The 24,815-nt window shown below is 41.2% G+C and carries 24 protein-coding genes; 20 read left to right on the forward strand and 4 right to left on the reverse strand.

Features of this window, described 5'->3' with window-relative positions:
* Nucleotides 1-524 precede the first annotated feature (524 nt).
* Nucleotides 525-1,850, forward strand: coding sequence for an NAD-dependent malic enzyme (locus tag V514_RS0101715; RefSeq protein WP_029497950.1), 1,326 nt, complete (start codon nt 525-527; stop codon nt 1,848-1,850).
* A gap of 41 nt (nt 1,851-1,891) precedes the next feature.
* Here V514_RS0101715 and V514_RS0101720 read toward each other — a convergent pair whose 3' ends face one another.
* Nucleotides 1,892-3,466 carry an FMN-binding glutamate synthase family protein gene (locus V514_RS0101720; RefSeq protein ID WP_029497951.1) on the reverse strand — a complete coding sequence of 525 codons (1,575 nt, stop codon included), beginning with the start codon at nt 3,464-3,466 and terminating at the stop codon, nt 1,892-1,894.
* A gap of 296 nt (nt 3,467-3,762) precedes the next feature.
* The gene (brnQ, locus tag V514_RS0101725; RefSeq protein WP_029497952.1) at nt 3,763-5,076 is read right to left on the reverse strand and encodes a branched-chain amino acid transport system II carrier protein; all 1,314 of its coding nucleotides are present in this window, start codon (nt 5,074-5,076) and stop codon (nt 3,763-3,765) included.
* Between the two features lie 341 nt (nt 5,077-5,417).
* Here brnQ and V514_RS0101730 point away from each other — a divergent pair, with 341 nt between their 5' ends.
* Nucleotides 5,418-7,157 carry a methyl-accepting chemotaxis protein gene (locus tag V514_RS0101730; protein WP_029497953.1) on the forward strand — a complete coding sequence of 580 codons (1,740 nt, stop codon included), beginning with the start codon at nt 5,418-5,420 and terminating at the stop codon, nt 7,155-7,157.
* A 207-nt stretch (nt 7,158-7,364) separates the two neighbouring features.
* Nucleotides 7,365-8,402, forward strand: a complete 1,038-nt coding sequence (locus V514_RS0101735; protein ID WP_029497954.1) for a glycosyltransferase family 4 protein — start codon at nt 7,365-7,367, stop codon at nt 8,400-8,402.
* A 714-nt stretch (nt 8,403-9,116) separates the two neighbouring features.
* Here V514_RS0101735 and V514_RS0101740 read toward each other — a convergent pair.
* Together V514_RS0101740 and V514_RS0101745 are read right to left on the reverse strand one after the other, a co-directional pair.
* The gene (locus tag V514_RS0101740; protein ID WP_029497956.1) at nt 9,117-10,316 is read right to left on the reverse strand and encodes an LCP family protein; all 1,200 of its coding nucleotides are present in this window, start codon (nt 10,314-10,316) and stop codon (nt 9,117-9,119) included.
* 108 nt (nt 10,317-10,424) lie between these two features.
* Nucleotides 10,425-11,060 carry a YigZ family protein gene (locus V514_RS0101745; RefSeq protein ID WP_029497957.1) on the reverse strand — a complete coding sequence of 212 codons (636 nt, stop codon included), beginning with the start codon at nt 11,058-11,060 and terminating at the stop codon, nt 10,425-10,427.
* A gap of 179 nt (nt 11,061-11,239) precedes the next feature.
* Between V514_RS0101745 and V514_RS0101750 the strand changes: the two genes are divergently transcribed.
* The 17 genes from V514_RS0101750 to V514_RS18715 all read left to right on the forward strand — a co-directional run.
* Entirely contained in the window at nt 11,240-12,385 is a 1,146-nt protein-coding gene (locus V514_RS0101750) for a sensor histidine kinase (protein WP_029497959.1), read from the forward strand.
* A 40-nt stretch (nt 12,386-12,425) separates the two neighbouring features.
* Nucleotides 12,426-13,100 (forward strand): response regulator, encoded by a 675-nt coding sequence (locus tag V514_RS0101755; RefSeq protein ID WP_029497960.1) that lies wholly within the window; start codon nt 12,426-12,428, stop codon nt 13,098-13,100.
* A 185-nt stretch (nt 13,101-13,285) separates the two neighbouring features.
* Nucleotides 13,286-14,131 (forward strand): DegV family protein, encoded by an 846-nt coding sequence (locus tag V514_RS0101760; RefSeq protein ID WP_029497961.1) that lies wholly within the window; start codon nt 13,286-13,288, stop codon nt 14,129-14,131.
* A gap of 192 nt (nt 14,132-14,323) precedes the next feature.
* Nucleotides 14,324-15,667 (forward strand): DEAD/DEAH box helicase, encoded by a 1,344-nt coding sequence (locus V514_RS0101765; RefSeq protein WP_029497963.1) that lies wholly within the window; start codon nt 14,324-14,326, stop codon nt 15,665-15,667.
* Nucleotides 15,668-16,267, forward strand: coding sequence for an amidophosphoribosyltransferase (locus tag V514_RS0101770; RefSeq protein ID WP_029497964.1), 600 nt, complete (start codon nt 15,668-15,670; stop codon nt 16,265-16,267). It abuts the gene before it with no gap.
* 18 nt (nt 16,268-16,285) lie between these two features.
* Nucleotides 16,286-16,699 (forward strand): TIGR03826 family flagellar region protein, encoded by a 414-nt coding sequence (locus V514_RS0101775; RefSeq protein ID WP_029497965.1) that lies wholly within the window; start codon nt 16,286-16,288, stop codon nt 16,697-16,699.
* A gap of 168 nt (nt 16,700-16,867) precedes the next feature.
* The gene (gene flgM, locus V514_RS0101780; RefSeq protein ID WP_029497966.1) at nt 16,868-17,131 is read left to right on the forward strand and encodes a flagellar biosynthesis anti-sigma factor FlgM; all 264 of its coding nucleotides are present in this window, start codon (nt 16,868-16,870) and stop codon (nt 17,129-17,131) included.
* Nucleotides 17,132-17,143: 12 nt separating this feature from the next.
* Nucleotides 17,144-17,644 carry a flagellar protein FlgN gene (locus V514_RS0101785; protein ID WP_029497967.1) on the forward strand — a complete coding sequence of 167 codons (501 nt, stop codon included), beginning with the start codon at nt 17,144-17,146 and terminating at the stop codon, nt 17,642-17,644.
* A gap of 127 nt (nt 17,645-17,771) precedes the next feature.
* Nucleotides 17,772-19,658, forward strand: coding sequence for a flagellar hook-associated protein FlgK (gene flgK, locus V514_RS0101790; protein WP_029497968.1), 1,887 nt, complete (start codon nt 17,772-17,774; stop codon nt 19,656-19,658).
* 11 nt (nt 19,659-19,669) lie between these two features.
* On the forward strand, nt 19,670-20,899 hold the full coding sequence (gene flgL / locus V514_RS19905; RefSeq protein WP_029497969.1) for a flagellar hook-associated protein FlgL: 1,230 nt from the start codon (nt 19,670-19,672) through the stop codon (nt 20,897-20,899).
* A gap of 138 nt (nt 20,900-21,037) precedes the next feature.
* Complete coding sequence (locus tag V514_RS0101800) at nt 21,038-21,598, forward strand: DUF6470 family protein (protein ID WP_029497970.1); 561 nt, start codon at nt 21,038-21,040, stop codon at nt 21,596-21,598.
* 3 nt (nt 21,599-21,601) lie between these two features.
* Nucleotides 21,602-22,048, forward strand: coding sequence for a flagellar assembly protein FliW (gene fliW, locus V514_RS0101805; RefSeq protein ID WP_029497971.1), 447 nt, complete (start codon nt 21,602-21,604; stop codon nt 22,046-22,048).
* The gene (csrA, locus tag V514_RS0101810) at nt 22,049-22,264 is read left to right on the forward strand and encodes a carbon storage regulator CsrA (protein ID WP_029497972.1); all 216 of its coding nucleotides are present in this window, start codon (nt 22,049-22,051) and stop codon (nt 22,262-22,264) included. It abuts the gene before it with no gap.
* A gap of 167 nt (nt 22,265-22,431) precedes the next feature.
* On the forward strand, nt 22,432-23,541 hold the full coding sequence (locus V514_RS0101815) for a flagellin N-terminal helical domain-containing protein (RefSeq protein WP_029497973.1): 1,110 nt from the start codon (nt 22,432-22,434) through the stop codon (nt 23,539-23,541).
* A 184-nt stretch (nt 23,542-23,725) separates the two neighbouring features.
* Nucleotides 23,726-23,920, forward strand: a complete 195-nt coding sequence (locus V514_RS0101820) for a hypothetical protein (protein WP_029497974.1) — start codon at nt 23,726-23,728, stop codon at nt 23,918-23,920.
* Complete coding sequence (gene tnpB / locus V514_RS0101825; RefSeq protein WP_029497975.1) at nt 23,917-24,270, forward strand: IS66 family insertion sequence element accessory protein TnpB; 354 nt, start codon at nt 23,917-23,919, stop codon at nt 24,268-24,270. The genes V514_RS0101820 and tnpB overlap by 4 nt, the downstream gene beginning before the upstream one ends.
* A gap of 75 nt (nt 24,271-24,345) precedes the next feature.
* Nucleotides 24,346-24,815, forward strand: a 470-nt coding sequence (locus tag V514_RS18715) for an IS66 family transposase (protein WP_035944139.1), incomplete at its 3' end; no start/stop codon positions are given.

Genomic DNA, 24,815 nt, shown 5'->3' on the forward strand with positions numbered 1-24,815 from the left:
ACTTTAAACATAGATGTAACTTCAAAATTCATAGTCTTTTTACCTAATGACGATATAGGTAAAAAAGAACAAAATACTATTTTCGTAGTGTTTTGAAACAATGATAAAAAAAGTAGTTCTTAATTATTATATTTTATAATATAATAGGCAAAAAAATCATAATATATGATGATAAAATGATTTTTTTGAAATTTTTGTATATAAAATTAGACGTTTCAGTATAAAAAGATAGTATTTTTTAATAGTTGAATAGGCGGTGTTTTCAGATGAAAAATAATCAAATATTTACATTAACATTACGTGTATAGTAAAAACGACATATAATTGTAACATTACCCATTTTTTTATAGTAAATTTTTGATGTAGTTTTCATGCGTATCCAACTAAAACTATATGTCAGAAAATATTGATTATTATGAATAATAATGATGGAATACTGCAAAAAGCGTTTACTTTTCAGAATAGTCGTAATAGAATGAAAAGCTAAGAATACTTATGGAAGCTGAATTTTGGAGGGACAACATATGGTTGGGCAGAATATTATGCGAAATTTAATCGTTCACACACCATCAAAACCGGGGAATCTTGGAAAAGTTACCACGGTCATTGGGGCGCATGGCGGCGATATTGGAGATATTAAAACATTAAAGGTAGGCACACTTACGACGATTCGCGATATTACGTGTACAGTCGAAGATGCAACGGTGCTTGAGACAATCGTCAACAGTATTAATGCGCTAGGACAAGGTATCGAAGTACGGGCGATTTCAGACGACGTATTAAAGGCGCATGAGGGCGGTAAAATTCATATGACGAGCCGCATGGATTTGCGTTCGATTGAAGACTTACGCCGCGTCTATACACCGGGTGTAGCGAGTGTATGTGAAGAAATTCAACGTGCACCTGAAAAAGCTTCGTATTTTACGAGCATTGGGAATACGGTCGCAATCGTTACAGATGGTACGGCGATTTTAGGTTTAGGTAATATCGGCCCTGTAGCAGGTATGCCTGTAATGGAAGGAAAAGCGGTATTATTCGACCAACTAGCGGGCATTAGTGGCGTACCGATTTTATTAGATACGAGTGATCCGGATGAAGTAGTCGAGACGGTTAAGCATATTTCGAAAGGCTACGGTGGTATTTTATTAGAAGATATCGGCTCACCGCATTGTTTTGAAATTGAGGAGCGTTTAAAGGAAGAATTAACGATTCCGGTCATGCATGATGACCAACACGGCACCGCTGTTGTCACACTAGCTGCCACACTATCTGCTTGTCGCTATGCAGGTGTTGATATTAAAGATGCGGTTGTTGGCCAAATTGGGCTAGGAGCTGCTGGGCTAGCGATTTGCCGTATGCTGATGGCGTATGGTGTCGATGAAGTATATGGTACGGACCCGCAAGAAAGTGCGGTGATGCGCCTACGTCAATATGGCGGCAATGTCCTTAGTTCTGTTGAGGATGTCATGGCACATTGTGATATCGTCATTGCAACAACCGGTGTGAAAGGTTTGATTGACCCGTCGTTTGTACGTGAGGGCCAAATTATTTTAGCATTATCCAATCCGTTCCCAGAAATTTCACCAGAGGATGCGATTGCAGCAGGTGCAGCCTATGCGGCAGACGGACGTTTAGTGAATAATATTTTAGGTTTCCCAGGGATTTTCCGCGGCGCCTTAAATGCGAATGCAGCAGACATTACATATCCGATGCTCGTTGCGGCTGCAGAGGCGCTTGTTGAGTGTACGCGCAACGGAGACCTTGTACCGCCACCGCTTGACCATAATGTCCACAAGATCGTTGCAAAAGCAGTAGAGCGTATTGCATTAAAAGAAATGATTCAAGAATAATAAAAAAGAGGCTGGAATGATCCCAGCCTCTTTTTTCATGCTTATTTTGCTTTTAAATTTTCAACAGAATAGACGCGACCTTCACCATCTTTAAAGACGATATGGTCATCGTTAAATTTCGTTGGTGAGTCAATACCTGCAGCAGCAGCTACGCGGAATAGACCTTCACGTAAGTTGATAATATAGTTTGTTACACGGAATTTTTTCTCTTCAATAACAAGGCCATTTTGTCGCTTTGGATCCGTTGTTGCAACACCGGCAGGACATTCATTCGAGCTACATTTTTGTGCCATAATACAGCCGACAGAAATCATAAAGCCACGCGCGATATTAATTAAGTCTGCGCCTAATGCAAGGACGACAGCTGCTTTGTCGGCGGTAATTAATTTACCAGAGGCGATGATTTTCACGCGGTCGCGGACGCCATGTTTTTCAAGCGCATCGTTTAATAACACGATTGCTGAATGAAGCGGTAGACCAACTGAATCTGCTAAGTCTTGGAATGTTGCACCGGTACCACCTTCACCACCGTCAAGGGTGATAAAGTCAGGGCCTTTGCCGGTTTCTTTCATATAACGTGCTAAATCGTCGGCGTCTTCTGGCGCACCTAAGACGATTTTAATGCCGACCGGTAAACCAGCTTCGTTACGCATTTTTTCGATAAAATCAAATAATGTATGAAGGTCATTAAATTGATGGAAACGGTTTGGCGAGTTGATCGTTTTTCCAACTTCTACGCCACGAATTTCGGCGATTTCAGGTGTTACTTTATCACCTTCGACGTGACCGCCGCGTGTTTTCGCTCCTTGTGCAAGTTTTAGTTCAAATGCTTTTACTTGCGGAATCGCTGCTTTTTCTTTTAATTTTTCAAAGCTAAATTCGCCCGCTGCATCACGGTAGCCGAATAAACCCGAACCGATTTGTGCGATTAAGTCAGCACCACCAGCTAAATGGTGCGGAGACACGCCACCTTCACCCGTATTCATCCATGAGCCTTCTGCCATACCAATCCCTTTAGAAAGCGCTGTGATGGCATTTTTACCAAGTGCACCGTAACTCATCGCCGATTGGCCGACCATTGAGCGTACGTGGAATGGCTCGCGGCAGTTAGGGCCTAAAATGACCGCATCATCAGCCGGTAAGAGCCACGGTTTTACTTTTACTGTTTCCGCGTGTTCTTTACGTGCAAAAAGCGTATCTTCGTCCATGACATATTTTTGTGATTCGATGACGTTGCTGTTATCAACGCGCATTTCATCGACTTGCTTCGTAAACATCGCATTGCGAATATAGAAGCCCTTATCTTCAAAATCACGTTTTGAACCGAATGAAATGACGCTACCTAAATATTTACCGGGTAGCACGATGTGAAGGAAATCTTCACGAGAGAACGGCTTTCCTTTATTATCATCATCAAATAAATATTGACGAAGCTCAGGGCCAATTTTTTCTGTTAAGTAGCGTACGCGTCCTAAAACAGGGAAGTTACGCAAGATTGCATGTTGGTTTTGTTTGCGGTCGCGAATGAAAAACATTCCTACGATGACGACCGGAATTAAGATGACCAATGCGATAATAACAAGCAGTACGATTGCTAAAATCGATGTCCAACTCATAGATGTCACGTCCTTTGAATAGTGTCTAAAATGCAAATTAATCTCATATCGGTATCAAATATATCACAATATGAGATTAATTCAAGCGTTTTAGAATAGACGGAATGTTTGGAAACAACGAACATTGAAAGCGTTTGCAAGTAACTCTAGTTAGCACGATGATTTGCTATACTGGCGCTATTTTTGCTATTAAAAAAAGAGGCTGGGGCAAAATAGTTCCTTTTCCTTTTTTAGCGTTCATAACAAAAAACCGGAATCGCGCCATAACGCGGTTCCGGTTTTGCTTATAAATCATGTTATTTTTTTGCAAATAATGAAATGACATATCCGATGATTGCACCGATAATACCAGGCACTAACCAGCCAAGACCCATGTCGAATAATGGTGCTACATTTACGAATGATCTGTACCATGCTAAGTCAATACCTGCAGCAGCTAAACCGTCATATAATGACCAAACTGCTGTGAATAGCATACCGAATAAGTAAACGTACTTGCTATCGCCAAACGTTTTAGATGCTAATGTAAGAAGCATTAAAATGATCGCTGGTGGATAGATGAAGAATAGTACAGGCAATGAGAATGTAATTAATTGCGCTAAACCGATGTTTGCGATAAATGCTGTAAAGATTGCGAAAATCCATACCCATGTTTTATAAGAAAGACCTGGGATGATTTTGTTAAAGTACTCAGAAGCCGCTGTTAATAAACCGATTGATGTTGTTAAACATGCTAGGATGATAACGGCTGTTAATAAAATATTACCGAATTGACCGTATAGTGCGTAAGCAGAATGTGTAATAATATCTGAACCTTGCTCAAATGCGCCAATTGTTTGGAAGCTTGAAGAACCGATGAAGCCAAGTGATAAGTAAACAAGAGCTAAACCGATTGCTGCAACGAATGCCGCGAACACCGTTGTTTTCACAACGGCTGATTTTTCTGTAACATTTTTACCTTTTAATGCTTGGATAATGACGATACCGAAAATTAATGCTGCAAGGAAGTCCATTGTTAAGTAACCTTGCTTGAAGCCTTCACCGAATGCGTTATCAACATAAGAGCCGATTGCCGTACCCTGACCGTCCATTGGTGTCACGATTGCTTTAAGCGCAAGTGCCGCGATTACTAATAGAAGGATTGGCGTTAAAATTTTACCAACACGGTCGATTAGTTTCGTCGGATTCAACGCGAAGAACGTTGTGATTAAGAAGAACACGACTGTGAAAATAGCTAGTGGCCATGCAGCATCTACTGCTGATTCAGAAAGAAACGGTTTGACGCCTAATTCGTACGATACAGTACCTGTACGAGGAAGGGCGAATAGTGGACCGATTGTTAAATAGACAACTGCTGTAAAGAAGATACCGAATGCTGGGCTAATTTTACCAGCCATATCTTCAAGTTCACCGCCAGATTTTGCTACGGTAATAACACCTAGTAGCGGAAGACCGACACCTGTAATAAGGAAGCCAATAATCGCTACCCAGAAATGTTCACCTGCTTGTTGTCCAAGTTGAGGTGGGAAAATAATATTACCTGCACCAAGGAACAGGGCAAAAAGCATGAAACCTACGGAGAGTTTTTCCCCGGTTGAAAGTTTTGTCATTATGTACAACTCCTCTTGAAATTCAATCTTCTAAATGTTCTGACAAATAAGTTCGAAAATTAGTGAGATTGAAAAACGTAAAAAAATTATTTTGTCTGAAAATTTAGATTAAAGTGTAAATAAAAGTACTTCAATATACTAACATGAATGTACCTATAATGAAACGTTGAATTGTGTATTAAATCGAAAAAAGGTGTTATTCACTAGAATATTTAAGTTTATATAGCATATTTAGGTATAAATGAGTAACGCTGTTTTTTGTAAATATCGCGTTAAGAGTTTGTAATAGCAAGCCTATATATTGCATTTTGTGCTAAATTAGGTCTGAAGGAGGCGCTCTCATGACTCAGAAATGGCTAGCTTTGCCGCTTAGGTCTAAATATTTATTAGCTACAGGTGTAACGTTTATCCTATTTGCGTTGATGACCATCGTGTTAGTCGTTCAATTGCAAACAAATGGTCAACGTTCAGAAAAATTAGCTACATTGTCTACTGAAATAACGGACTTAGAACAGTTTTCAAAACAACTGTCATCGATGTACATAGCAATTTCTCATTATACAGCAGATCCACTACCGCAGCATGATGAGGATTATAAACAAGCAAAGGCAGCGCTTGAAAAAGGACAACAACAATTAGCCTTTTTGCCGCAGCAACAGCGCCAATTTATCGAACAGCACTTGTCACGAATTGAAGAATTATATGAAAAACGTTTAAAAACGTCTGTTGCAAAAAAGGATAATATCGCCAAGCGCCGCCAATTGAATTCAGTGTACGCTTCAAATGAAGCAATTGAACAAATCTTGAATGAGCAAAGTGCAAAAAAATCTATCGAGCATACGACGTTAATTACTAAAATGCAAGCGATGCAGCAGCGCACGATGTGGATTATCGTTGCCGCACTATTCATCGGCATTAGTGTTTCTTCTATTATTTTACTTTTTACAAATCGTCAAATTAAAACGCAACTAACGGATATGGCCGATGCTGCGCGAACGATTGCAGATGGGAACCTAGAACAGAACGATTTGCAGGCGTATTCAAGTGATGAAGTCGGGGAGTTGAGCGATGCGATGAACAATATGAAAAAACAGTTGCAAGGCATGATTGTACTCATTGATGAGACGTCGCGGGAGATTTCGAATCATACGCGTGATTTACGCGACTGCACGCTAGAAACGGTCGAGCTATCACAGCAAATGGATGCCCGCGTTCATCAGGCGCATGACAACTCTGCCGAACAAGCACAGGCGTCGCAAGCTATCGTCGCGTTTATTACGCAGTTTTCGTCTGAATTACAACAAATGATGCAGATGATGAATGATGCTTCAAGCGGTGCGCGGCGCTCAGAGGAAGCGATTTTACAAGGGGAAGGCTCGATGCAGCAAGTCGTAGCGGCGATGCATGAATTACAGCAGCTGCTAGCGACGGCGAACGCCGAACGCGCACTATTAGAGGAGCGCATCGATCACATTACGCGTGTGACAACGCTTGTCGGTGCTATTTCAAAGCAGACGCAGCTACTGGCATTAAATGCAGAAATCGAAGCGGCGCGTGCGGGTGAGCAGGGGCGCGGCTTTGCGGTTGTCGCAAGCGAAGTGCGCAATTTAGCTGATGAAACGAATGAAGCGGCGACGCAAATCCAGCTGATTTCGACGCAAATTAAAGGGCAGAGTACGGCGCTTGCGAACGCATTTACGCATGGCGTTGCGATGGCTGATGAAACGGTGTTGTATGTTGATAAAACGGCTGAAGAGTTGCAGACAGCACAAGCGAATATTGAGGAAAATACGGCGCACTTTACGGCAATGCTCCACACGATGCAACACGTCGATGAAGGCAAGAAAAAGGCGGTGCATCATATCGAGCAGCTCAATGATACGATTACACAAAACAGCGCCGAATTGTCGAGTACGTTACATAACCTGCAGCATCATAAAGCAACCATAGCGCGGCTTAGTGCACTCGTTCATCAAACATATGAACAAACACTCGTGATGCGCCAATCGATTGGGCATTTTGATATCGGCCTCGAAAATGATACAAAAATGATACGAAACACTGAAAAAGTGGCGAGTTAGTGGCAACTAAACGCTCGATGAAACGTTCTCACCTATGTTGAGGGCGTTTTTCTGTTTGGCTGAGAAGTGTTCTATAGACGTAAATCGTGATATAATACAACATGGTTTATGAAAAAATTGTACACATAGTATTGATATAATAGATGAAACCTTTCAAGAAATGTAAATAACTTAATTTAAATAGAAGGAAAGGAGATACGATAAGGTATGTTTTACCTGTCATTGGCGGCGGCATTTATCGCATCCATTATTCTCACACCTCTTGTGAAAAAACTGGCCTTTCGAGTAGGCGCAGTTGATAAGCCGAACTATCGTAAAGTGCATGCGAAAATCATGCCGCGCTTAGGTGGCTTAGCCATCTTCCTAGCCTTCCTTGTTGCCGTTTTGATTTTACGTCCGACAAATGAAGCGATGGTACCGATTTTAATTGGTGCTTTTATCGTCATTATAACCGGCGTTGTTGATGATATGCTCGAGCTATCTGCAAAGGCAAAATTTTTAGGCCAAACAGTAGCTGCGGCAATCGTCATTTTCTTTGGCGGTATTCAAATTGATTTTATTAACTTGCCGTTTGGTGGGGTCTTAGACTTTGGCTACTTAAGCATCCCATTAACGCTTATTTGGATCGTTGGTATTACAAACGCCATCAATTTAATCGATGGGTTAGATGGCTTAGCAGCAGGGGTATCGACAATCGCGCTTGTGACACTCGCGGCGATGGCCTTCATTATGGGCAACACGTTTGTGCTCGTGATGGCTTTAGTGCTCGCTGTAAGCTGCATCGGCTTTTTATTTTACAATTTTAATCCTGCAAAAATTTTTATGGGCGATACCGGGGCATTGTTCCTCGGCTTTATGATTTCGGTGCTCGCATTACTTGGCTTTAAAAACGTTACATTCGTATCGCTCGTTATTCCAATCGTTATGCTTGGCGTACCAATCTCCGATACTTTTTTCGCCATCGTGCGCCGCTTATTGAATAAGCAGCCACCGTTTCAACCAGATAAATCCCATTTACATCACCGTTTACTAAACATCGGCTTTACACATCGTCAAACGGTCGTCATTATTTATGGCATTGCCGCAATGTTTGGCTTAGCTGCAGTCATCTTCTCAATGGCAAAGCTGTGGGGCGCAATTTTATTAATTGTCATCTTGCTGGTGGCGCTTGAAATTTTCGTTGAAGTGATTGGGCTTGCTGGTAATCGCTACAAACCATTACTAAAACTCGTAAAAAAAAAGTAAAAAAGAAGGATGACTAATTTTTTGTTAGTCATCCTTCTTTTTTGTATGCTGTTACGTCAGAGCTCTCAGAAATGGCTCGTCACGTCAAGGAGCGTGTTTTTGATACGACATATTTAAAAATAAGTGCTAAATAGGGGCTATTCTCGCATAGAAAATCGCCGTTTTAGTAAGCATCGTGCGAAAAGCTGTCAACGTAAATTTTTATTTACTATTAAAACATAAATCATTATCATTTTTAAGCAATCAAATGGGACTGTTTTTGGCTAAAAACGTTCAAAAACACCCCGTTTGGCGTCTCTGACGGGCAGTTTCAACACAAAAATTATTGCTTGCACGACTTTGCTGTCATTTATTCAAAAAAATCAAAAATGCGACACGGCGCGGTAGTAGATTGTAGAGCGGCAGCGTAAAAATGCCCGCTAATATGTGAAAAAGGGTCAATATTTCGCCTCTAACGGGCATTTTTTGTCCCGTTTTTGTAGGGGCTTGTTGTGAAGTTGTTGTAACTATCGCCAATGTTGTAGTAATTATTTTAGAAAATGACAATGATGCGCAAATGATTCGCTTTTTTCTAGGGCTATTCACGTAGTGTTGGCGCATATTCAATAATATGTTGTATCGAAAACACGCTCCTTGACGTGATGAGCGATTTCTAATAGCTCTGATCTAACCACAAAAAAAGAATCGCGCGGTGCACGATTCTTTCGCTATTTGCTAATAACTACTACCAGAACTTGAACGATTATAATCACTTTGGAATCCGGTGTTATCTTCACTCGTATCTGTAGTGTCGGATGAACCATTCATATACTCTTTTTCGTCTTCAGATAGCTCAAGTTGTGTATCAACTAATAAGCCGAGATGTTTTTGTAAGATTTGGCGTGTTGCTAACAAGTTCTCATCTTGCAACTTATAATAATAAATACCGGTCGACATATCATCAAAGCCTTTAATTGATAGGGACTCGATATCCGGCATCCCGTTTTGTAAGTAAGCAAATAATGATTTCATTTCATCGAAAGTCATATCTGTTTGCATATTGTTGCCGACAGCTTTTAAAACTTTGTCATATTTTGTGAACGATGTCACCGACGTTGCTTTAGCGGCAATAGCTTCTAAAATCATTTGTTGACGTTTGCCACGTTCAACGTCGCTATCTTGATGGCGCGTACGAGCGAGCGCTAAAGCTTCACGACCGTTTACTTCTTGTGTACCAGGCATTAAGTGCACTGTACGTTTATCGTTTTCATCAAGCTCATTGATTTCATAAGGTACATCGACTGTAACGCCACCTAGCGCATCAACGATTTCGATAAAGGCATCAAAGTTGACGCGGAAGTAGTAATCGATTGGGACATTCAGCAGACCTTCAACGGTGTCGCGTGTTGCATCAATGCCGCCGTATGCATGGGCATGTGTAATTTTGTCTTTGTAGCCAACCTCAGGAATATAAGCGTAAGAATCGCGAGGAATACTTAGCAACTTAATCGATTTTTCTTTGTTGTTTAATGTTGCGACAAGCAAGGCATCCGAGCGTGAATTGCCTTCGCCTTGGTTACGTTTTTCACTATCGTCAATACCGACGATCATAATGGAAATATTGTCTGTTAATGGTTGAACGCTTTCATCGCGAAGTTCGGATTTTGTACGAGAATCAGCGACATAAGCGTTTTCGGCTGCTTTTTTACCTGTATGCATGAGGTAATAAATGTATGAGCCACCGAACGCCAATAACAAAATTAAGACAACAAGCAAGATTTTCCATAGACAGCCACCAGGTTCTTTTTGCGGTTTTTTCTCTACGCGCTCTTGTTTTTTTGTCGCGCGTGACTTTGCATGAGATTTTGGTCTCACTTCTGAAGATGAGGGGCGTCTTGGGGCTTGCTGCCTTGTGCCCTTATTGTTCTCTGGCATATAGTCAAGCTCCTTTTGTAGAGAAGATATTTAAAAATTCTAAAAATGCTTCCTATTTATACAACGGATATTATTATACTATGCAATAAGAAATCCGTAAAACGAATTTTAAGCATGGTCAAACTCTAAAAATAGCTGCTCAAGTTGTACGATTTCTGTTTGTCCATTTGACAGATCCGTCATCCAAGAATGGAAAGTGGCATCGTGTTCTGTAGGCACAAGTACGGTGAATTGCACATCGTCGGCATAATCGATGTGGTCTAAAAGATAGCTCGAATTGCGCAGTTCATTTTCTAATTTCCCAAGCCACGTATAATCAGCGCTTACTTTTAGCTTATTGTGTAGTTTGCGTTCAACAACACCAGAGGCATCAATGCCGACGGTTGCTGATTTTCCGTAGGCACGGACTAATCCACCTGCACCAAGTTTAATACCCCCAAAGTAACGGGTAACAACTACTACAGTGTCTTTTAAATGCTGTTTCTTTAACACTTCTAATATAGGGACACCAGCTGTGCCACTTGGCTCACCGTCATCGTTCGCTTTTTGAATTTGGTCATGCTCACCAATAAGGTAGGCGGAACAGTTATGGGTCGCGCTACGGTGTTCTTTTTTAATGGTTTCAATAAATGCTTGCGCCTGTTCCTCGGTTTCAACACGCGCGCAATTGGCGATAAAACGAGACTTTGAAATAATGATTTCACCAATTCCATGGGATTTTAATGTTAGGTAATTTGCTCTCATTTGATTCTCCTAGTAAAAAAATAATATAACTGATACATTTGTCATTTATTTAACATCCGTTTTTTATATGCTTTTATCACAATAATGGTATAATTATTGTAAAGAATTTTAGATTTTTGATGTCAGTACTACAAAATACATGCTATTCTAAAGAGTATGCATTGTGAGGAGTATTAAGTATGGTTAAAGGAAATAAGATTGACATTCAAGCTTTAGACAAGATTTTTAATCGTATGGTCGAAACGATTGATTCGTCAAAAAATGATATTTTCACAATTAGCGAACAATCACGTCAATCTTTTGAAGAAATGAAGTTAGAGCTAGGTATTGTACGTATTAAATTGCAAGACATTATACAAGAAAATGATATGCTAGAAGTTCAAGTAAAGCAAGCTAGAGTTAGACTGGCTGAGGTTTCGCAAAACTTTCACGTCTACTCAGAGGAACAAGTGCATCAAGCGTACAATGCTGCGAACACGTTCCAAATTCGACACTCAGTTGTTCAATCAGAAGAAAAATTATTGCGCGAACGTCGCGATGACTTAGAGCGCCGTATGAGGGGACTTCTCGATACGATTGATAAAGCCAATCAGCTTGTCAACCAAGTCAACGTTGTGCTGAACTATTTAACGGAAGATTTAAAAGATGTCGGTCCTGCCTTAGAAAATGCCAAAATGAAAGAAGATTTTGCGATTCGCGTAATCGAAGCGCAAGAAGAAGAGCGTAAACGCATCTCACGCGAAGTGCATGATGGCCCTGCACAGATGTTAGCCAATGTGCTACTTCGCACCGATTTGATTACACGCTCTTATGATGAAAAAGGCGTAGAACGCGCCATTCAAGAGTTGCGCGATTTAAAAGGGATGGTTCGTGACACGTTGCATGAGGTTCGTCGCATTATTTATGACTTACGCCCAATGGCACTAGACGATTTAGGAATCGTGCCAACATTGAAAAAATATTTGAATTCCGTACAAGATTACAATGAAGGAACCTATATTGAATTCAATTCGCGCGGTGAAGATCGACGCATGCCCATGAATTACGAAACAGCCATCTTCAGACTCGTACAAGAGTGCGTAAATAACGCAGTTAAGCACGGTTCTTCAAAAGAAATCCGCGTGAACTTTGAATGGCTGAAAGAAAATGTTAATATTTCTATAAAGGATAATGGTACAGGCTTTGATACAGCGCTAGCTAAAAAAAATTCATTCGGAATTATCGGCATGAAAGAGCGCGTAGATTTATTAGATGGTACTATGGATATACAGTCCGAAATCGGACAAGGCACGAGAATTATGTTTAAAATCCCCATTAAAAAGTGAACATAACCTTTTGTAGATGTACTTGAGGAGGAAATTTATTATGACAAAAATTATTATTATTGACGATCACCAATTATTCCGTGAAGGCGTAAAACGTATTTTAGATTTCGAAGATACATTTGAAGTAGTAGCAGAAGGTGATGACGGAATCGATACATTACCTCTATATGAAGAATTCCAACCAGATGTTGTGTTAATGGACATTAACATGCCACAAAAAAATGGTGTGGAAGCAACTGCAGAGCTAATCGAAAAATATCCTGATGCGAAAGTAATCATTCTTTCAATTCATGATGATGAATCATATGTGTCTCACGCATTAAAATCTGGTGCGTTAGGCTATATGCTAAAAGAAATGGATGCGGATGAAATCGTCGATGCAATTAAAATTGTTGCAGCTGGCGGCTCGTATTTACATCCAAAAATTACAAAAAATCTAGTAGCTGAATACCGTCGCTTAAGCGAACGTGAAAATAAAGGTTCATTCCACCAAACAGAAATTCGTCGTCCATTCCACTTATTAACAAAACGTGAATGCGAAGTACTACAACTGTTAACGGATGGCCAATCAAATCGTGCAATCGGTGAAACGTTATATATTTCTGAAAAAACGGTTAAAAACCACGTATCAAGCATTCTACAAAAAATGAATGTAAATGACCGTACACAAGCCGTTGTAACAGCCATTAAAAACGGTTGGGTAGAAGTACGCTAGCACCATGTAATCAGTAGGTAATAGGCGTTATCCTGCTAGTAAAAAGGAATCGTGCATTGTGCGCGGTTCCTTTTTACATGCCAATTAATACATATTTGAAAAGTGTTAAATGTCATATGTTATTTGCCTTTTCATACAGAATTGAATAAAATGTAGAGTATATGTAGAGGAGTGACAAGAAAAATATGGCAACTGCAATCGTAACAGACAGCACGGCCTATATCCCAAAGGACGAGCTTGAAAAATATAATATTCATATGGTGCCGCTGAGCGTTGTAATTAACGGCGATACATATGAAGAAGAAGTAAACTTAACGGCGGATGCCTTTTATGATAAAATTCGTGGCGGCAAAAAATTACCAACATCTACACAGCCGCCGATCGGTAAATTTGTCGAGCTATTTGAGCGCCTTGCAAAAGAGTATGATGAAATCGTCACAATCCATCTTTCAAGTGGCATTAGTGGTACATACCAGGGGGCACTAGCGGCAGCGGATATGGTCGATGATGTTAGCGTCTATGGTTTTGATACTGAGGTTGCTTGCTATATGCAAGGAATGTATGCCATTCATGCGGCACGTTTAGCAAAAACAGGTGCGTCTGCGAAAGAAATTTTAGCACATTTAGAGGATATGAAGGAAACCGAAAAAGAATTTATTTTAGTAGATGATTTATCGCATCTTCAACGTGGTGGTCGTTTATCGGCAGCTTCTGCGTTGATCGGCAGCCTACTGCAAGTAAAACCAATTCTTCATTTTGATAATAAAGTCATCGTGCCGTTTGAAAAAATTCGCACGAAGAAAAAAGCATTAAAACGCATTGAAGAAATGTTGGCTGAAGATGTCGCAAAATACGGCGTATTAGAGGCGACGGTTATTCATGGCAACTGTGAAGAAGAGCGCGATGCTTGGTTAAATCATCTGCGCGAAGAATTTCCGACAGTCGAGTTCCATCCGTCGTATTTTGGTGCAGTCATCGGTACCCATCTTGGCGAAGGCGCATTGGCGATGGGTTGGTTTGCTAAAAAATAGGCGAAACTTAAATTTCGACAAATTTTTTAACGAAATTAATAAAAAATGAGTGACATTGTAATTATAAACGGCTAAAATGGTTATAATACTAAACAATATCTCAAAGGGGCGTTTCTAGTTTTTGCTAGAGATGCTTTTTTTTTATGCAAAAATCGCTACAATGGACAAAAAATGGTAAAAGGAGAATGTCCAATGATAACAGGCGATAGCAAGGCGTTACAACACTTTTTAAGCGGGCGAATTTGGCCGCTAGAGCAGCTACCATTTGAGCAAAAAATGATCGAGCAAGTCCAACGGCAAGGCTACCTCGAATTGTTTTTGGCAGTGGAATGGCTGAACAATAAACCGCAATGTCAGCGTTGTTTTTGTCCGTCATCAGACGCATATATTCGCTATCATTGTGCAAAATGCGACAAAATCTGCGTTTATTGTCGCCACTGCTTAAACATGGGGCGTCTTTCGTCATGTGATTGGCTTGTGCGCTGGATTGGGCCGGCCGTTGACGCTGTAGTAGAGCCGAGGTTTGCATGGGACGGGCAGTTTACAGAAGCGCAGGCGCGCGTGTCACGCGAATTGATCGATAGCGTCAAAAAGCGCCAATCGCGGCTTATTCATGCGGTATGTGGTGCGGGCAAGACCGAAATTTTATTTGCGGCGATTTATGAAGCGTTGACGCAAAACTTACGCGTTTGTGTCGCCACGCCGCGTACCGATGTCGTGCTTGAGCTCGCGCCACGTTTTCAGCAAGTGTTTCCGAATATTGATGTGCAGGCACTTTATGGTGGTGCCGAACAGAAGCTATCGTATTCATCGTTTATCGTTGCGACAACGCATCAGTTGCTGCGCTTTGAAGATGCGTTTGATGTGATGTTTGTCGATGAAGCAGATGCTTTTCCGTATACGTTTGATGCGACGCTACAGCAAGCGGTGCAAAAGGCGCGGAAAAAGCTCGGCGTGACGATACTTGTGACGGCAACGCCAGATACGGCTACGAAGTTACAATACGAAAAAGAAGCGGCATATTCCTTTATTCCACGGCGCTTTCATGGCTATGATTTGCCGGTGCCGCGTTTTGAGTCGTTATGGTTTTACGACAAACAACTGCGCATGGGGCGTATGCCAAAAAAACTGGCGCGCTGGCTTATGGGCTGTGAGGAGCGAGGACAGCCTTATTTAATTTTTTTCAGCACGATTGACTTGATGGAGCACGCTGCAGCACTTTTTTCAGTGCCGGCTGTACATGCGGAAGATAAGGAACGGAAGGAAAAAGTTTTGGCGCTGCGCAGTGGCGAGGTCGCTGGGTTACTGACGACGACCATTTTAGAGCGTGGCATTACGATTCCGCGTGTGCAAGTGGCGGTCATTGGGGCTGAGTCGGCAATTTTTACGGCGAGTGCGCTCATTCAAATTAGCGGTCGTGTCGGACGCGCACAGCATGAGCCGACGGGCGATATCGTGTTTTTTCATCATGGTGTGACGCGTGACATGGACGTGGCGAGGCGCGAAATCAAGCGCTTGAATGCGGTGGTGATGTAGATGCGCTGTGTGCTTTGTGAGCGTGACATCCATCCGATGCTGACGTGGGAAGGGTTATTTTGCAGGCGAAAAAAGTGGGTGGCTTGTGCGCGCTGCTATGCGAAGTTTGAGCGAGCACGCGCGGACAGCTATGAGGGAATAAATACCCTATATATTTATAATGAAGCGATGAAAGAATGGTTACATCGTTTCAAATTTGCGAAAGATAGTGTAGTTGCGCACATTTTTGCCGATGAATTAAAGAGAGCATTCAAACGCTATAAACGTGCGGTTGTCGTGCCGATTCCGATGCACGTTGACAAGAAGCGTGAGCGCACGTTTGCGCATATCGATGTGTTACTTGAAGCGGCGGGTGTACGCTACACGCATTTATTAGAAAAAACGACGAGCGATTCGCAAAGTCAGAAGTCGCAACAACAACGTCAAAAAAGCGCTACTTTGTTCAGAAGAAATGCTATACAATTGAAGAAAGACACGCCACTTGTTCTTGTCGATGACATTGTGACGACTGGTACGACGATCCGCCATGCGCGAGAAGTGTTAGAGCAAGATGGTTTTATAAATATAGAAGTTGTCGTATTAATCTCAGCAAGGCTGTGAAAGGGGGCCCTATACAACATGGGCGAAATTAAAGGCTGTCCAACATGTGGACAATTATATAATTACAACGGTATCCGCGAAGTATGTGCAAACTGCGCCGCGGATGAGGAAAAGAAATATGAGGAAGTGTATCGCTTTTTACGCCGTCGCGAAAATCGTGCTGCAACGGTCGAGCGCATCGTCGAAGCAACAGGCTGTACCGAGGAATTATTGTACGGCTGGGTGCGTCGCGGTCGCTTGCAACCAGCACTTTTCCCAAACTTAGGCTACCCATGCGATAACTGTGGTCATTTAACGACAACAGGCAAGTTATGTGATAAATGCACGAATGACTTACAGCGCGATTTAGACGTTTTTGAGGCAGGGCGCGAGTTCCGTGAAGCTGTCGCAAAAAATGAACGTGGCACGTATTTATCAGACCGCAAACGTTAAGCCTAGCACTATTTTAATAGTTTTGAAATTTGTAACAGAAAATAGTACTAGTTAATCATGCATTTCATAGTAGAACAGACACTTTTATCAAAAATTGCTTAACATCATTCCCGAACATCCGAAATAAGGGGTAAAGATAAACAACTATGATAAAAGGAGGTTCCACGTATGAAAATTCAAGGTTATGGTGTTAATGCGATTAATCCATATAAAAATCAACAATTAAAAACAACTGAAGTGCAAAAAAATAGTCTGAATTTTAAAGACCAACTTGAGATTTCGACTCAGGCGAAAGATTTACAAGGTGTGAAGTCATATGAAACAGAGCGCACGGATCGAGTGGCTGAGTTAAAAGCACAAATCCAAAATGGAACTTACCAAGTTGACTCAACGAAACTTGCGCAAGATCTATTAAACTACTTCCGTAGATAGTGAGGAAAATAAATGTCGATCGAACAAATCAATACGATTATGGCAAAGCTCAATATGATGCATAAAAGTTTAGTGAAGCTCGCTGACCATAAAACCGAGCTGATTACAAACGGAGACATGGACGGCATTAAGAACATGATCAACGACGAGCAATCGCATATTTCTGCCATCGCTCAATTGGAAAGTCAACGTCAGCAAGCGGTGCTAAGTTATTTGAAAGGGCGCAATGTTGCACCTACTGCACAGCCGACTATCGAGCAGCTGATTGCGCTTGTCCCGACAGCACAGGAGAAGACGCAGCTACGCCAAACGAGCGAGCAGTTACTCCAGACGGTTGAGCAGTTACAACAAGCCAATGAATTGAATCAAAAGCTGTTGTTCAACTCCCTTCAAGTCGTCAATATGACCATTGATATGATGCGTCCGCAGCAAGACAATTTCAATTACGGTGAAGCACAAGGTAAGCGCAACCCGGCAGCTACAACAGCGGGTCGCTTTAATTCACAAGCTTAAAAGGGTATCCGCAAGCGGAACTCTTTTTTTGTGCTTAAAATGCAAAAGACACTTGAATTTTTGCGTGATGAGCCGATGAAAAATACAGAACAGAATCGTAGCAAAACACTTTTTTAGGAGGATGAACATGGCGATTTCAACATTTATGGGCCTCGAAACAAATAAACGCGGCCTGACAGCACAGCAAACGTCACTTTACACAGTCGGGCATAATATCTCAAATGCCAATACGGTCGGCTACACACGCCAGCGCGTCAATTTAGAGGCGACACATGGCTTTCCGGGGATAGGACGAAATGCGCCGATGATGCCGGGCCATTTAGGTACAGGGGTAACGAGTCAATCGATTACGCGTGTGCGCGATGCATTCGTAGACAAGCAGTTCCGTCAAGAAACGAATAATCTAGGTTACTGGGCACAGCGTACCGATGCGATTAGTCAAATGGAGGACATTATGGCAGAGCCTTCAACATATGGCTTAAACGCTGGCTTCGATGAATTTTATACAGCGCTGCAAACGTTAGCGAATACGCCGAAAAATTCAGCGGCACGTCAAGTTGTTTATACGAAAGGCTCGCATTTAGCATCGTCATTTAATTATATGAACAAGCAAATGACGCAAGTGCAAAAAAACTTAAAGCATGAGGCAGTAAATACGGTTGATAAAGTTAATTCGATTTTAGAGCAAATCGCTGGTTTAAATAATCAAATCAAGCAAGTAGAGCCAAATGGCTACATTCCAAATGATTTATATGATGCGCGTGACGTATTACTTGATGAATTATCACAATACATGCCGGTTTCTACAGAAAACACGTATTCAGGCGGTCTTGCTACAGATGATGCAGAAGGTGCAATGAATGTTTATTTTGTGGAGGCAGATGGTAGTAAAACGATGCTTGTTGGCTCAGAAAAAACGGGTGCACAGCAAAATGGTAAAGATTTATATGGTAAATCAACCGCATCAAGAGTGGAGTTAATGTCAGGTCAAACAATGGATGCAAATGGCGATGTTACAGGTGGCGCTGCTGTAGGAAATGACGATAATTATACGCCATTTTCAGGAATTCAAATTTCACGCTCTACATCAACGGCTGTGGATGGTACGGTTACGGCTGACCCAACAACGGGCGGCGTAAAATTAAGTAATGGCACAAGTGAGTTTATCGTCACAAAAGATGGCGGCGGAAATTACATCTTAGACCCATCAACACCAGGAACCATTAACCCAGCAACAGGTGTCATTACAGTAACAGATCCAACAACTGGTGTGACAACAACGGTGACTCCAAAAATGGACGGCTCAGGTAATATTACATCGGTAAAATTTGCGACAGGTCAAACGACATCAGACGGCATTACGTTTAATACGATGTCGATGGATAAAGGAAAATTGGCTTCTTACGCGACGTCGTACGGTTATACAGTAGATGAAGCAGGTGCGACTGTTACAAAAGGCTTCTACCACGATAAATTGGCTGAGCTTGATAAGTTAGCTGGTGAGTTTGCGAAGGAATTCAATAAAATTCATACGAGCGGTTACCCGTTAGATAGTATGAATCCAGCAGAAAACTTCTTTGATACAATAGATGGTAGTACGACGATTACTGCCGCGAATATTAAAGTGAGCGATGTAATGAAGGATTTCAATAAAATTGCAGCTTCAGATGTAGCCGGTGAAGAAGGTAACGGCAATATCGCACTGAAACTATCGAATTTAAAAACAACGACAATTGCCGGATTAAATGATACATCTGCAGGTGGCTTCTATTCGAAAATGGTTGCGGAAGTAGGTACTGAAGGTGAGAAGTCAACGAAAATGGCTTACAACTCGGCGACCTTACAGCTGACAATTTCCAATAACCGCGATTCGATCAGCTCGGTATCATTAGATGAAGAGATGACGAATATGATTATGTTCCAACAAGCATATAATGCATCTGCTCGTATGATGACGGCAATCGATGAAATTTTAGATAAAATTATTAACGGCATGGGCCGAGTAGGTTTATAGGAGGAGTTTAAATGCGCGTAACACAATCAATGCTGTCAAGTACGATGCTGCGTAACTTGGGCAATAGCTACAATAAAATGGGGCAATGGCAAGAGCAACTGTCAACAGGTTCAAAACTTTTACGTCCATCAGATGATCCGGTAGGCGTAACAAAGGCGATGAACTATCGTACACAATTAACGCAAAATGCACAGTATGATATAAACTTGGATACGGCGACAAAGTGGCTAGATACGACAGATACAGCACTCGACTCATTAGGAAAAGCGATGACGCGTGTGCAAGAACTGATCACGCAAGCAGCCAATGATACGAATCAAACAGTGGACCGTGAGAAAATGCTGCTAGAGATTAAACAAATCCATGAAGAAATGAAGGATTTGGCGAATACAAAAGTTGGCGATGATTATATTTTTAGTGGCACACGTACGAATGAACCGGCCTATGTAGACACAGCTGTGACAGAAACAGGCTATACAGATGGGGCAGGGAATTCAGTCGCACTGAAAGAATCGTATATGCAAAAGGACGGCTCTACAGTCACAATGTATCGTGACGGAGCAGGCGTATTACAAGCAACGGTTAAAACAACGGCAGCAACACCTCCTGTAACAACGGTGACAGATGGTAATGGTAACCAAGCAACTGGACCAATTAATATCGTCGATGAAAATGGTGCGACGGTGCTATCTATTGACGATGTGACAGGTAATGAAAATGGTACCGCAACGCCAGGTACACCAACAACAGAAACGAAAAAAATGCCGCAATATTTAGATGGTATGAAGTCAGCAGCGAATATTGAAATTTATAATGATATCGTCTTAGGTGTGAATACGACTGAAGCGAAAAAGATGTTCAGTAAGTTAGACGATGTTTTTAAACAAATCGAACAAGTATTAACAGGTGACGTGAATGGTGCAACGTACGGTGAAAAAATCGGTGCGTTATTAGGTGGTACAAACTCAGCGGCCGATAAAAATTATACGACGATTCAAGGCTCGATTGATTTGATTTTAAGTAATCGTGCGGAAGTCGGTGCGAAGCAAAACCGCGTCGATATGATGTCTGACAGACTAGCATTACAAAAAGAAACCTTAACAAAACAAAAATCGAATGTAGAAGATGTGGAATACGAGGAAGCGATTACGAACTTAATTACGCAAGAATCAATTCACCGTGCTTCTTTATCAGTTGGTGGACGTATCATCCAACAAACATTAGTCGATTTCATTCGTTAATGTCAATAACCCACCACTTAAAATCATGTTATGATTTTTGAAGTGGAGGCTTGTAAAAGCCCTGAGAGGCAGAGGGACTTCTTTTAAGAAATGTTAAACGCTCGCTGTGTGCGGGCGTTTTTTGGAAGGTGAAGGATTATGAAACTAGATCGTGTGGATATTCGAACGACAGACCAAAAAGTAGAAATTCACTCAACACAGCCAAAGCTTCAAATGCGTACGACAAATGCGAAAGTGAATATTGAGCAGCCAGCAGCCATTCTTGAAATGAGCTCTAAAGCGGCGAAGCTACTAATTGACCAATCACAAGCATGGCGTGATATGGGACTTTTCACGCCAATGGAAGCGGCAGATCAGGCTGCGCAAAAAGGCATGCAAGATATTGCGGCGGGTACTGCAAGACGTGCGCGTGAGGGTGACCAGATGATGAATATTGCCGGGGGACAAAACCAATTGCAGGCGATTGCTGAGCGGGTAGCCCAACCACCGCAGCCGGGTATCGGCATTAAATGGATTCCGTCGGTGAATGCAGTTAAAACGACTTATGTCCCTGGGAAATTAGACATAAATATTACACCACAAAAGCCACGTTTTGATGTTAAAATAGGAGATGTAAGCGGCCAGTACACGCCAGGGGATGTGACGGGTACGACTGTGCAGCGAGCATCCGTTGAAACGACGGTTATTAAGGGAGGATAAACGATGATTATTCAAACGAAATTTTTAGGTGCAGTAGAAATTAAAGAAGAGGCTATTATTACGTTTCCAGAAGGTATTCCAGGATTCCACGACGAAACACAATTTGCGCTCATTCCGTTAAATGAAACATCACCATTTTTAGTGCTACAATCTGTAAAAAACGAGCAAGTTGGCTTTATGGTTGCGACACCATATGCGTTTAAAGCGGACTATGCATTTGATTTAGCGCCGGAAGATGTGGCGCAGCTTGCAATTGAAAAACCGGAAGATGTGTTTGTATACGGCATCTTAACGTTAAAAGATACATTAGAGCAATCGACAATTAACTTATTAGCACCGATTGTCATCAATGAACAAACAAAACTTGCTAAGCAAATTGTCTTACCAGCCGAGGACGAGGCGTTACTTAGATATCCATTAAAGAAAGTAGTAGAAGGAAGTGCGAAGTAAATGTTAGTATTGACGCGAAAGCCCGGTGAAACATTGATGCTTGGTGAGGACATTCAAGTGAAAATCGTGTCAGTCGATGGCGATCAAGTCAAAATTGGCATCGAAGCACCACGCGCAATGAAAATTTATCGCCGTGAAGTGTATGAGGCGATTCAGCAAGAAAACGAAGCGGCGCTTGAAGCGAGTGACTTACGTGTGCTTGATAGCTGGGAATAACCTATACAAAAAATCCTCTCAAAAATTTGAGAGGTTTTTTTAATAAATTTTCAAAAAAAGGTTAAACATTTCAAATCCGTTACGATATATAAAGTGTAAGGCAGAACACCTGCTAAACAACTCCACAGGGACGTGGAAAATAAACATATTCAGGGAGGAATCTCACAATGAGAATTCAACATAACATTGCTGCATTAAACACACACCGTAACTTAGGTGCAAACCAAGCAGCAGCTTCAAAAGACTTAGAAAAATTAGCTTCAGGTTTCAAAATCAACCGTGCTGGCGATGACGCAGCGGGTCTTGCTATCTCAGAAAAAATGCGTGGTCAAATCTCAGGTTTAGATATGGCTTCTAAAAACGCGAACGACTCTATTTCATTAATCCAAACAGCTGAGGGTGCACTTAACGAAACACACTCAATTTTACAACGTATGCGTGAATTAGCAGTACAATCTGCGAATGATACAAACGTAGATGCAGACCGTCAATCATTACAAAAAGAAGTAGAACAATTACGCTCAGAAGTTACACGTATTTCAACAGATACAGAATTTAACACACAAAAATTAATCAATGGTGACTTCCAAGATAAAGTCTTCCACATTGGAGCAAACCAAAGCCAATCAATCAAATTATCAGTTGGCGATACATCGTCAAAAGCACTTGGTTTAGAAGAAGGAGCTACAATAGTAACTGCTTCAACAGGTGCTACAGCAACTGTATATGGTAAAGCAGCTACATTCTTCTCAGCTGGTGCAACGATTTCAGCTGCTATTACAGCAACAGCTGATGGTTACTTCAATGTTAAAACAGGTGCTGCAACAACAGCTGGTGCCGCAGATTCGGCTAAATTTACAAATGGCGCTACAGTACGTGAAGCTATTACAGCAACAGCAGATGGATTCTATGCAGATGGGCAAGGCAAAGAATTATTAAAAGAAGTAAAATCTGGCGATTACATCACAACAGGTGGTCTAGATATTTCTTCTCAGAAAACAGCAGATAAAGCGATTACTACATTAGATAAAGCAATTACAAAAGTATCTGATACACGTTCAAATTTAGGTGCCGTACAAAACCGTTTAGAGCACACAATCAATAACCTTGGTGCAACTTCTGAAAACTTAACAGCTGCTGAATCTCGTATCCGTGATACAGATATGGCTGCACAAATGATGTCATTTACAAAAAATAACATCTTAACTCAAGCTGCACAATCTATGTTAGCTCAAGCTAACCAACAACCACAAGGTGTTCTTTCTTTATTACAATAAAATTAATAGTAAAGTAAAAAAATCTCGAAATCATTCTATGATTTCGAGATTTTTTATGCTCCAAATTATTTGTCACAAACGAGGCACTCTTATTTAAATAGTAAGCCCGTAATCAAATAACGCATATAATCTTGTAGGCATCTCCGATACGATAAATGTATCAATCAATGGAGGTGCTTTTATTATGTCTACGAACAAACCAATTATCGTCCCCGTTCATTTAGATCCTCTCCCTTTAGAACTCCCTCCGGGATCCTCGCCTCAACAAAAAATCGAGCCAACCTGTGTGATTAAAACAGCAGCAGTTGAAATCTCTTTCTTCAATGGCGTAGATGCACACCTTGTCCAAACCGTATTGAAAGGATTGGTGTTGAAATGAAAACAGATTTCACAAAGGTAAAAAATATTTATATTGTCTGTGGCAGAACGGATATGCGGAAAGGAATTGATGGCCTGGCGGCCTTAGTTCAGGATTCATTCGAATTGGATCCATATAGCGATGCTATTTTTTTATTTTCGGGTACAAGCAAAGATTGCTATAAATGTCTTTATTTTGATGGCGATGGTTTTGCTTTACTGTACAAGCGGTTAGATCAAGGTCGTCTGCAATGGCCGAAAAATGAGCAACAAGTCCGTAACCTTTCGCAGCAAGAATTGCGCTGGCTATTAGAGGGGTTATCTATACAACAGCCAAAGGCGATTACAAAATCTTTAAAAGGTGTCTTTTAATTACTTTGTATAAAATGGTATAATTATCCACAACATACCGAACGAAATGTGGTGAATGATTTGGAAAACGCTTCTATGAACAATGAACGGATTATACAACTTTTAGAAACTCAACTAGCGCACTCGAACAGACAGAATGAAGAATTAACACAGAAATTAGATCAATCGTTTAAACAAATTGAAGCGTTGACTGAACAAGTCCGTCAATTAACAAAAGCTTTATACGGTTCCAAATCAGAAAAATCAAAGTACCAAGTGCCCGATGGGCAAGGTTCTTTATTTGAGGATGATCCGTCTTTTAACGAATCTGAGCAGACAGAAGAAAAAAGCACCGAAACAATTAGTTATACGGTTAATCGTAAAAAGACAAATAAAAAACGTAATGATTCATTTGGAGAGCATATAGAAATTGAAGAAGTTCATTATCATCCAAATGATTCATCTTGCGATTGTTGTCATGAACCAATGGTCGAATTTAGCTCTGTCTTAGTTAGAGAAGAAGCAAAATTTATACCAGCTACACTAAAACGTGTACAGTACTTTGA

This window comes from Kurthia huakuii LAM0618, assembly GCF_000505545.1.
GTDB classification, from domain to species: Bacteria; Bacillota; Bacilli; order Bacillales_A; family Planococcaceae; genus Kurthia; species Kurthia huakuii.

Excerpts from the sequence above, each read along its gene's own strand:
- V514_RS0101715 (WP_029497950.1), top strand. The coding sequence starts at position 525 with ATGGTTGGGCAGAATATTATGCGAAATTTAATCGTTCACACACCATCA.
- V514_RS0101720 (WP_029497951.1), bottom strand. The coding sequence starts at position 3,466 with ATGAGTTGGACATCGATTTTAGCAATCGTACTGCTTGTTATTATCGCA.
- brnQ (WP_029497952.1), bottom strand. The coding sequence starts at position 5,076 with ATGACAAAACTTTCAACCGGGGAAAAACTCTCCGTAGGTTTCATGCTT.
- V514_RS0101730 (WP_029497953.1), top strand. The coding sequence starts at position 5,418 with ATGACTCAGAAATGGCTAGCTTTGCCGCTTAGGTCTAAATATTTATTA.
- V514_RS0101735 (WP_029497954.1), top strand. The coding sequence starts at position 7,365 with ATGTTTTACCTGTCATTGGCGGCGGCATTTATCGCATCCATTATTCTC.
- V514_RS0101740 (WP_029497956.1), bottom strand. The coding sequence starts at position 10,316 with ATGCCAGAGAACAATAAGGGCACAAGGCAGCAAGCCCCAAGACGCCCC.
- V514_RS0101745 (WP_029497957.1), bottom strand. The coding sequence starts at position 11,060 with ATGAGAGCAAATTACCTAACATTAAAATCCCATGGAATTGGTGAAATC.
- V514_RS0101750 (WP_029497959.1), top strand. The coding sequence starts at position 11,240 with ATGGTTAAAGGAAATAAGATTGACATTCAAGCTTTAGACAAGATTTTT.
- V514_RS0101755 (WP_029497960.1), top strand. The coding sequence starts at position 12,426 with ATGACAAAAATTATTATTATTGACGATCACCAATTATTCCGTGAAGGC.
- V514_RS0101760 (WP_029497961.1), top strand. The coding sequence starts at position 13,286 with ATGGCAACTGCAATCGTAACAGACAGCACGGCCTATATCCCAAAGGAC.
- V514_RS0101765 (WP_029497963.1), top strand. The coding sequence starts at position 14,324 with ATGATAACAGGCGATAGCAAGGCGTTACAACACTTTTTAAGCGGGCGA.
- V514_RS0101770 (WP_029497964.1), top strand. The coding sequence starts at position 15,668 with ATGCGCTGTGTGCTTTGTGAGCGTGACATCCATCCGATGCTGACGTGG.
- V514_RS0101775 (WP_029497965.1), top strand. The coding sequence starts at position 16,286 with ATGGGCGAAATTAAAGGCTGTCCAACATGTGGACAATTATATAATTAC.
- flgM (WP_029497966.1), top strand. The coding sequence starts at position 16,868 with ATGAAAATTCAAGGTTATGGTGTTAATGCGATTAATCCATATAAAAAT.
- V514_RS0101785 (WP_029497967.1), top strand. The coding sequence starts at position 17,144 with ATGTCGATCGAACAAATCAATACGATTATGGCAAAGCTCAATATGATG.
- flgK (WP_029497968.1), top strand. The coding sequence starts at position 17,772 with ATGGCGATTTCAACATTTATGGGCCTCGAAACAAATAAACGCGGCCTG.
- flgL (WP_029497969.1), top strand. The coding sequence starts at position 19,670 with ATGCGCGTAACACAATCAATGCTGTCAAGTACGATGCTGCGTAACTTG.
- V514_RS0101800 (WP_029497970.1), top strand. The coding sequence starts at position 21,038 with ATGAAACTAGATCGTGTGGATATTCGAACGACAGACCAAAAAGTAGAA.
- fliW (WP_029497971.1), top strand. The coding sequence starts at position 21,602 with ATGATTATTCAAACGAAATTTTTAGGTGCAGTAGAAATTAAAGAAGAG.
- csrA (WP_029497972.1), top strand. The coding sequence starts at position 22,049 with ATGTTAGTATTGACGCGAAAGCCCGGTGAAACATTGATGCTTGGTGAG.
- V514_RS0101815 (WP_029497973.1), top strand. The coding sequence starts at position 22,432 with ATGAGAATTCAACATAACATTGCTGCATTAAACACACACCGTAACTTA.
- V514_RS0101820 (WP_029497974.1), top strand. The coding sequence starts at position 23,726 with ATGTCTACGAACAAACCAATTATCGTCCCCGTTCATTTAGATCCTCTC.
- tnpB (WP_029497975.1), top strand. The coding sequence starts at position 23,917 with ATGAAAACAGATTTCACAAAGGTAAAAAATATTTATATTGTCTGTGGC.